This window comes from Methylobacterium sp. B1 (genome assembly GCF_000333255.1).
GTDB classification, from domain to species: domain Bacteria; phylum Pseudomonadota; class Alphaproteobacteria; order Rhizobiales; family Beijerinckiaceae; genus Methylobacterium; species Methylobacterium fujisawaense.
On record NZ_BACT01000806.1, the window covers coordinates 1 to 1,012 of the forward strand.

Genomic DNA, 1,012 nt, shown 5'->3' on the forward strand with positions numbered 1-1,012 from the left:
GGCCTTCGAGGCGATGTCCATGGTCACGATGTCGGCGTTGCCGCCCTGCTGGACGCTCATCACGATCTTGCGCCCGTCCGGGGAGAAGCGCGGGCTGGCGCTCATCGAGTCGACATTGCCGAGCGCCTGGCGCGATCCGGTCTCCAGGTTGATGACCTGGACCCGCGGCTGGTGGCCGGTGGCCTGCGCCATGAAGGCGATGTCCTGCGTGACCGGCGAGTAGCGCGGCGCCACGATCGACATCTCGCCGGTGGTGATGGCCCGGACGTTGGCGCCGTCCTGGTCCATGACCATCAGGCGCTTCCGGCGATTCTCCTTCGGACCGGTCTCGTCCACGAAGGCGATGCGGCTGTCGAACCAGGGGCCGAGGCCGGTGATCTTGGTGTAGACCGCATCGGAGATCAGGTGGCCGGTGCGCCGGACGTTGGCGGCGTCCGTGCCGTATTGCTGGCCGGTCATCTGCTGGCCGGAGGTCACGTCCCAGAGCCGGAACTCGACCTTGACCCGGCCGGCCTCTCGGACGACGCGGCCGGTTACGAGCCCCTGGACGCCGGTGGCGCGCCACTTCTCGAAATTCGGAGCGGCATCGAAGTTCGGCTGCTCCGGGAAGCGGGCGTGTTCGAGGGGCGTGAAATAGCCGGAGCGGCGCAGGTTGTTGGTGACCACGCCGGAGACGAGGCCGCCGAGGCTCGGGTCGCCGCCGAAATCCGCGATGGCGATGGGCATCGGCTGGAAGTTGCCGCCGCCGATGCGCAGCTGCAGCTGCGCCTGGGCGGGCCCCGCCAGGAAGCCCGTCAGCATCACGAGAAGCGCGATCAGGCGCGCGGCATAGGACGTCGGGAGACGCCCGACGAAGGGGAGGTGCAGCATGATGGGTCGGATCCGAGTGACGATCAGACGAGGACGCGGGGACGGCGGTACGCGGGCTGGAAGACCTCAGGTCGCCGTGAACTCGAACTCCGCGTTGATGGCCTTCCAGTCATTGTAATACGGCGCATAGGGGCCGGAATGT

1 protein-coding gene is annotated in these 1,012 nt (G+C 68.1%); it reads right to left on the reverse strand.

The annotated features are described in order from the left end of the window. Nucleotides 1-870 (reverse strand): TolB family protein (tolB, locus tag I53_RS23265; protein WP_043355199.1); only part of this gene is annotated, 870 nt, incomplete at its 3' end. Nucleotides 871-1,012 lie beyond the last annotated feature (142 nt).